Source organism: Nocardiopsis sp. NPDC055824, from assembly GCF_053616335.1.
Genome location: NZ_JBSHDN010000279.1, coordinates 1 through 6,531, shown reverse-complemented (window position 1 = coordinate 6,531; position 6,531 = coordinate 1). Strand labels below are relative to the sequence as shown.

At 71.9% G+C, this 6,531-nt stretch carries 7 protein-coding genes; 6 read left to right on the top strand and 1 reads right to left on the bottom strand.

Annotated elements, in window-relative coordinates; genetic code table 11:
- The first annotated feature begins 276 nt into the window (after positions 1 to 276).
- The 4 genes from ACWGL3_RS30070 (at position 277) to ACWGL3_RS30055 (ending at position 3,099) form a co-directional block, all read left to right on the top strand.
- Positions 277 to 873 carry a TetR/AcrR family transcriptional regulator gene (locus ACWGL3_RS30070; RefSeq protein WP_452462077.1) on the top strand — a complete coding sequence of 199 codons (597 nt, stop codon included), beginning with the start codon at positions 277 to 279 and terminating at the stop codon, positions 871 to 873.
- Positions 777 to 1,742 carry an NADPH-dependent F420 reductase gene (locus ACWGL3_RS30065; RefSeq protein ID WP_452462078.1) on the top strand — a complete coding sequence of 322 codons (966 nt, stop codon included), beginning with the start codon at positions 777 to 779 and terminating at the stop codon, positions 1,740 to 1,742. The genes ACWGL3_RS30070 and ACWGL3_RS30065 overlap by 97 nt, the downstream gene beginning before the upstream one ends.
- A gap of 75 nt (positions 1,743 to 1,817) precedes the next feature.
- Positions 1,818 to 2,516: a nitroreductase gene (locus ACWGL3_RS30060; RefSeq protein ID WP_452462076.1), complete on the top strand. Its 699-nt coding sequence runs from the start codon at positions 1,818 to 1,820 to the stop codon at positions 2,514 to 2,516.
- A 202-nt stretch (positions 2,517 to 2,718) separates the two neighbouring features.
- Positions 2,719 to 3,099, top strand: coding sequence for a VOC family protein (locus tag ACWGL3_RS30055; protein ID WP_267949628.1), 381 nt, complete (start codon positions 2,719 to 2,721; stop codon positions 3,097 to 3,099).
- 280 nt (positions 3,100 to 3,379) lie between these two features.
- On the opposite strand, the gene ACWGL3_RS30050 is transcribed toward ACWGL3_RS30055, so the two are convergent.
- Positions 3,380 to 3,988: a TetR/AcrR family transcriptional regulator C-terminal domain-containing protein gene (locus ACWGL3_RS30050; RefSeq protein ID WP_452462075.1), complete on the bottom strand. Its 609-nt coding sequence runs from the start codon at positions 3,986 to 3,988 to the stop codon at positions 3,380 to 3,382.
- Positions 3,989 to 4,086: 98 nt separating this feature from the next.
- On the opposite strand from ACWGL3_RS30050, the gene ACWGL3_RS30045 reads away from it, so the two are divergent.
- Both ACWGL3_RS30045 and ACWGL3_RS30040 read left to right on the top strand, forming a co-directional pair.
- Positions 4,087 to 5,046: a hypothetical protein gene (locus tag ACWGL3_RS30045; protein WP_267949630.1), complete on the top strand. Its 960-nt coding sequence runs from the start codon at positions 4,087 to 4,089 to the stop codon at positions 5,044 to 5,046.
- Between the two features lie 67 nt (positions 5,047 to 5,113).
- Positions 5,114 to 6,313, top strand: a complete 1,200-nt coding sequence (locus tag ACWGL3_RS30040) for an FAD-dependent monooxygenase (protein ID WP_452462074.1) — start codon at positions 5,114 to 5,116, stop codon at positions 6,311 to 6,313.
- Positions 6,314 to 6,531 lie beyond the last annotated feature (218 nt).

Genomic DNA, 6,531 nt, shown 5'->3' with positions numbered 1-6,531 from the left:
GCCCGCCTCCGCGCACGCGGAGGCGGGCCGGAGGCCTGTTCGCCGTCTCCGGCACGGGTTGGGTCCGTTTAGCCACAGCCCCGGTCGCCACAGCCCTGGTCGACACGGCCCCCACGGGTGGCATGCGCCTGCGCGCGTCGACCGTTCGGGACGTCCGGACGGTGGCGGACCGACGGCGGCGACTTGACCGGAGGCAGCCTCCGTTTTAAGCTCGCTCCTGTGCGGAGGCAGACTCCGTTTTTCGAGGAGCCGGAAACACCGAGGTCAGGGGGGCGTATGGGCGCCAAGGGACAGCAGGGGCGCAAGCCCCGGGCGGACGTCCAGCGCAACCGCGCCGCCCTCCTCGAAGCGGCGCAGCGCCACTTCCTCAGAGCCGGGGTCGGCGCCTCCCTGGAGGCGGTGGCCAAGGAGGCGGGCGTCGGACCGGCCACGCTGTACCGGCACTTCCCCACCCGGGAAGCGCTGCTGGCGGCCGTGCTGCAGACGCGGTCCGAGGAACTCGTGGCCCGCCAGGAGGACATCGCCCTGCTCGGCGACGCCTCCGAGGCGCTGCGGCAGTGGCTGCGGGCCCTGGAGGAGTACTTCAGCGCCTTCAGCGGGCTGCCGGAACCGCTCATGGCCGCGGTCCGGGAACGGGAACCGGACAACCCGCTCACCCTCCCCTGCGACGAACTCATCGCCACCACCGACGAGTACGTGCGGGCCGCACAGCTCGCGGGGCACGCCCGCCCCTCGGTGAAGGGGTACGACCTCTACCTCGCGGCCGTCTCCGTCGCCTGGATCAAGGGCTCCGGCGCCACCGACGAGGAGTCGCTCGACCGGCTGCGCGCACTCATCGAGAGCGGATACCGGGAACAGGACGGCGAGGAGTAGGCCGCCGGCCTCCCTCCCCGCCGGATCCCGGCGCCGTCGGCCGTCCCGGCAGCCGTGCGCTCCCGCCTGCCCGGCCACCCATCACACCGCGCCGCACCCTCCTCGGGACGGCGCGCCTTCGAGAGGGACACACCATGAGGATCGGCATCATCGGCGCGGGGGAGATCGGACGGACGCTGACGCGCGCGTTCAGCGCGGGCGGCCACGACGTCCAGGTCGCCAACTCCCGGGGCCCCGAGACGATCGACGCCTCCGCGCTGGAGCACGGGGCCGAGGCGGTGACCGCGGCCGAGGCCGTCCAGGGCAAGGACGTGGTCATCCTGTCCGTCCCCTTCACACGGATCCCGTCGCTGGCGGCCCTCCTGACCACCGTGCCCGACGAGACCGTGGTCATCGACACCTCCAACTACTTCCCCCACCTCGGCGGCCCCGTCGAGGCGGTGGAGAAGGGTCAGGTGGAGAGCCTGTGGGTCGCAGAGCAGCTGGGACGGCCCGTCGTCAAGGCGTGGAACGCCGTCCTGGCCGGCACCCTGCAGACCAAGGGCGCTACGGCGGGGACCCCGGGCCGCATCGCGCTTCCCGTCGCGGCCGACTCCCCGCAGGCGCGACGCGTGGCCATGCGCCTGGTGGACGAGAGCGGTTTCGACCCCTATGACGCCGGGACGCTCGCCGATTCCTGGCGCCAGCAGCCGATGACGCCCGCCTACTGCACCGAACTGGGATTCGAGGACCTGGGACCGGCCCTGGAGGCGGCCGACCGGGAGGAGGCCCCGCGCAACCGCGTCCGCATGATGGAGCGCTTCGCCGCGCTCACGTCCGCGCCCACGCTGGACGAGACGGTCGAGCTCAACCGCTCGCTCCACCGCTGACACACGACCCGCCCTGAGACGTCCCCGTGGCCACCGCTGTGCCCACGGGGACGAGCACCGTCAAGAGGAGACGCCGTGCCCACCACCGCCTCACCCTTCACCGACATCGCGCTCGCCCGGCGCTCGCCCCGCCAGTTCCTGCCCGCCCCCGTGTCCCCGTCGGACATCCGCGGCGTGCTGGAGGACGCCCAGACGGCACCCTCCAACAGCAACACCCAGCAGTGGACGGTGCACGTCGTCTCGGGCGCGGCTCGGGACGCCCTCAGCAAGGAACTGCTCCGGGCCGAGGAGGAAGGGCGGACCTCCCCCGACTTCACCGCCGACTACGGGGACGGCGTCTACCAGGAGCGGGCGCAGGCCCAGGCCGCGGGCCACTACCGGGCCCGGGGCATCGAACGCGCGGACCGGGAGGGCAGGAGACTCGCGGTCCGGGAGAACCTGGAGTTCTACGGCGCCCCGCACGTGGCCTTCCTCTTCATGCCGGTCATCGGCGACGGGGTGCGCACGGCCGGGGACATCGGCATGTACGCGCAGAACTTCCTGCTCTCGCTGGCATCCCGCGGGCTCGGGGGCATCCCGCAGACCATCCTCGGGTTCTACGCCGACACCGTCCGCGAGTTCCTGGGCGTCCCCGAGGACCTCAAGCTCCTGTTCGGTATCTCCTTCGGCACGGCCGACCGGACCGCGCCGGTGAACGAATTCCGCCGGGGACGGGTCCCGCTCCGGCAGAGCGTCGTCCTGCACGACACCCCCGGGGTCATCGACGGGCAGTAGCGCCCCGGAACCGGTGTCGTCGCGCGGACGTCAGCGGCAGTTCCGAAAGGCGCAGGTGGCACCGGGTCCCGGGCGGCTCCGAAAACATCTGGTTCCCGCTCGTCCCGTTCGGTACAGTCGCCGGGTCGTCTCGCCGAGGGGCGCCCACGGAGTTCGCGTGCGGCCTCCCCGGCGGTTCCCGGACCGAGAGTGGGTTGCGTTCATGGCATGTCGTATCAGTGAGCTCGTGCTCGGTTGCCGCGATCCCGAGGTGCTGGCGCGGTTCTGGTGCGAGGTCCTGGACTTCGTGGTGCTCGACCGCGAGGACGACGGCACGTTGGAGATCGGTCCGCGCGAGGGGTTCGGCGGTCCGCAGCCGACGATCATCCTCAGCCGCAGGGACGAGCCGGAGAAGGGGAAACCCCGGCTGCACATCGACGTCAACGCCACCGACCGCGACCAGGACGCCGAGCTCGAACGGCTCCTCGCGCTCGGCGCCCGCCCGGCCGACATCGGCCAGACGGGGGAGGAGCAGTGGCACGTCCTGGCCGACCCCGAGGGCAACGAGTTCTGCCTGCTCAAGGCCCGCCTCAACCCGCTCTGACGCCCCGTCCCCCTCGTGATGATCTTGTACTTATAGCGAGGTTCGGCGCCGAGACCGGCTATAAGTACAAGATCGTCCGGGGCAGAACCCCTCGCGTCACACCGGCAGTGGTTCCGGTCAGCCCGTCGGCGCCCGAGGTGTGACCCGGTCCAGAGCGAAGTCCGGGCCCGACCGCAGACCGAGCAGGGTGAAGCCGCGGTTGCGGGCAGCCGGCTGTCATCCCGGCGTCGAGCACCTGGTGGAGGCCGTCGAGCCGGACACGGGCGGTCCAGGGGGCAGGTCAGCTGTCGAAGCGGGCTGCGAGACCGTCCAGGACGATACCCAAGTGTCGCTCGAACCGCTGGTCGCCGTCGTCGCGCAGGTGACCGGCCTCTTTGACCAGCGGGACGTCCGGCCCCAGCCACGCGTCGCGCTGGTCGATCGAGTAGCGCGACGGGTCGGTCCCGGCCGACTGCTGCTGTTCCTGTTCCTCGATGACGAAACCGACGACGAAGGCGACGGCCAGGTCGATGGCGTCGTCGGCATCGGCAAGGCCGACTCCTTGCGCGGTCCAGCGCGCGAGCCACGGTTCCTTCATCCGGACCACGTCGGGGTCGGCGATGCGCGTACCGCTGAAGATACGGGCCCCGTCCCGGTGGAGCAGGAACTCCGAGCGCAGGATCCGCGCGTAGGCGGCGAGGTCCTCTCGCCAGCCGTCGGCCGGCGGAAGGGCCGACACCGCGGTGGTGACGCGCCGCATGACGGCGGTGCTCATCTCGTCGAGGAGTTCCTGCTTGTTGCGCATGTGCCAGTACAGGGCAGGCGGGCGCACCTCGAGCCGGGCGGCGAGCGCGCGGACGGTGAGGCCGTCCAAGCCTTTGTCGTCGAGCAGGCTCAGTGCCGCTGTCACGATCTGTTCCCGAGTGATCCCCTTGGCCATGTTGACAGCTTAACAAAGTTCAGGCAGTCTGATCGCACCAAGAACTTAACTTAGTTAAGGAAATTCTGATGCGCGCTGCAATCGTCAACGGCCCCGGGGCAACGCCCGTCTGCGCCGAGTTCCCCGACCCCGAGCCGAAGCCGGGACAGGAGCCGCTCCACCTGGTCGGAGCGGGTCTGCACCATGTCGTGCGCGGGCTGGCGTCCGGTCGGCACTACGGCAGCGACCACGCCTACCCGCTGGTGCCCGGTGTGGACGCGGTGGCCCGTACCGCCGGCGGGAGCCTGGTCTACACGGGCTTCGCCCGTGCGCCGTGGGGCACGATGGCCGAGCGGCTGGTCACGCCGTTCGAGCTGGAGCTGCCGGCCGGGGCCGACCCCCTCGCCGTGGCTGCCGGGATGAACCCGGGCCTGTCCGGCTGGATGGTTCTGACCGCCAGGCGCAAGGAGGTGGGCCGACTCGGCACCGTGCTGGTGCTGGGGGCGACCGGCATGTCGGGCGCCCTGGCGGTGCGGGCTGCGCTGGCCCTCGGCGCAGACCGGGTGGTGGCCGCAGGTCGGGACCCGGAGGCGCTGGAGCGACTGCGGGAGCTGGGCGCTCTGCCGGTCTCGCTCGACCACGACGGCCCCGACGCCCTGGCCGCCGCTCTGGCCACGGCCGTCGACCAGGCCCCGCCCACGCTCGTGCTCGACTTCCTCTGGGGCGCGGTCGCCGAAGCAGCCTTCGCCGCCCTGGCCCGGGTCGGCATGAGCGAGGACGCCCCCGAGGTGGCGTACGTGCAGATCGGCTCGCTCGCCGGGGCGCGGGCCGCCGTGCCCGCCGCGCTGCTGCGCAGCCGCCGTATCCGGGTCACGGGCAGCGGCATCGGTTCGGTCTCCAAGGCCGAGATGCTCGCAGAGGCCCCCGCGGTCATGGCGCACTTCGCCGACGCAACCTTCCAGGCCCCCTACACCGCCTACCCGCTCGACCGGGTCGGCGAAGCCTGGGCACACCAGGGGCGGACCCGCGCCGTCGTCGTCCCGGACTGATCGACCCCGGAGCCGCGCATCCGATGGCTCCGGGCAATCCCGAATCGGCAAGGCGAAGGAGAGCACCATGCAGAAGCGAGCACTGGTCGTGGGACTCGGGATCGCGGGCATGTCCGCGGCGATCGGGTTGCGTGCGGCCGGATGGGCCCCGGTGATCGTCGAACGGGCGCCCGAACGACGGCGGGGCGGGTACTTCATCGGACTGCTGCCCGACGGCAGGCAGGCAGCAGTCGACCTGGGCATCAGCGAGGACCTGCACGTCCGCAACCCTCCCGACGCAGGCAAGGCGTGGGAGCTGGACCGTCACGGGAGGTCGGCGCCGGGGCTGGGATTCCTGCACCAGCCGGGCCGGCCCGCCGCGGTGGTCCGCGGCGACATCGAGGCCGCGCTCTGGCAGAGCATCGCCGGGACCGGCGGTGAGCCTGTCGAGGTGCGATTCGCCACGGCGCCCGCCGAGATCGACGACGGCGCCGACGACGTCGAGGTGGTGCTCGAGGACATCGGAACCGGCCACGAGTACCGTGAGCGCTTCGACCTGGTGGTGGGCGCCGACGGGATGCGCTCCAGCGTGCGTCGCATGGTCTTCGGACCGCACGAGGAGTACATGACGAACTGGAACGCGATGATCTGCGCCTTCCAGCTCGACGAGCAGGTGCCGTCCTATGGTGCGCAGGACAGCGTCATCAGTGCCCGCGCAGGGCGTGCGGCCTGGGTGTTCGGGTTGGCCGACCGGGCCCCCACCGCGCTGCTGACCTACCGCACCGCTGACATCGCCGAGCAGTTCACCGGGGACCGGGTCGAGCGACTGCGATCGGTCTTCTCCGGAATGGACGACCCGGCCGTGCGGCACGTCCTGGACGGGCTCGAACGGGCTCCGGAGTTCCTTTTCGACTCGGTGCACCAGGTGAAGATGTCCCGATGGAGCAAGGGCCGGACCGTGTTGGTCGGCGACGCGGCCTGGTGCCTGAACCTGTACTCGGGCATGGGCGCGACCAGCGCACTGCGCGGCGGCGACGCGCTCGGCAGGGCCCTGCGGGACCACCCGGCCGACCTGCGTGCCGCACTGACCGCCTGGGAGTCGGGGTTGCGTCCCTCGATCCGGAGCCACCAGCGCACCGCACGGATCAAGCAGCAGATGTTCGTCCCCTCCGGCCGGGTCGCCGAGGTGCTCCGCTCGTTCATCCTGCGGCTCGGCGGCGCATGGCGTCGACGAAAGCTCGAGAAGGACCGTGCCGCTGCCCCGGTCGGCAGCGGTGCATCGGTGTAGACCGCGGTCCACGACGGCGACGGCACAGCGGACCGAACCGGCCTGCTCCCGTGCGGGCCGGGCGATCAGATCTGGCGTCAAGGCCTGGTCACCGGATCGAGCAGGGGGTGACCATGACCGGCGTCTTCGTGCACGGGGCCCGGGGCGCACCCGGTGGGCCCCGGGCCGGCCCTCGTGCGGCACGGGCGCTGCCGCGCTGCCTCCGGCAGTGCGGCAGG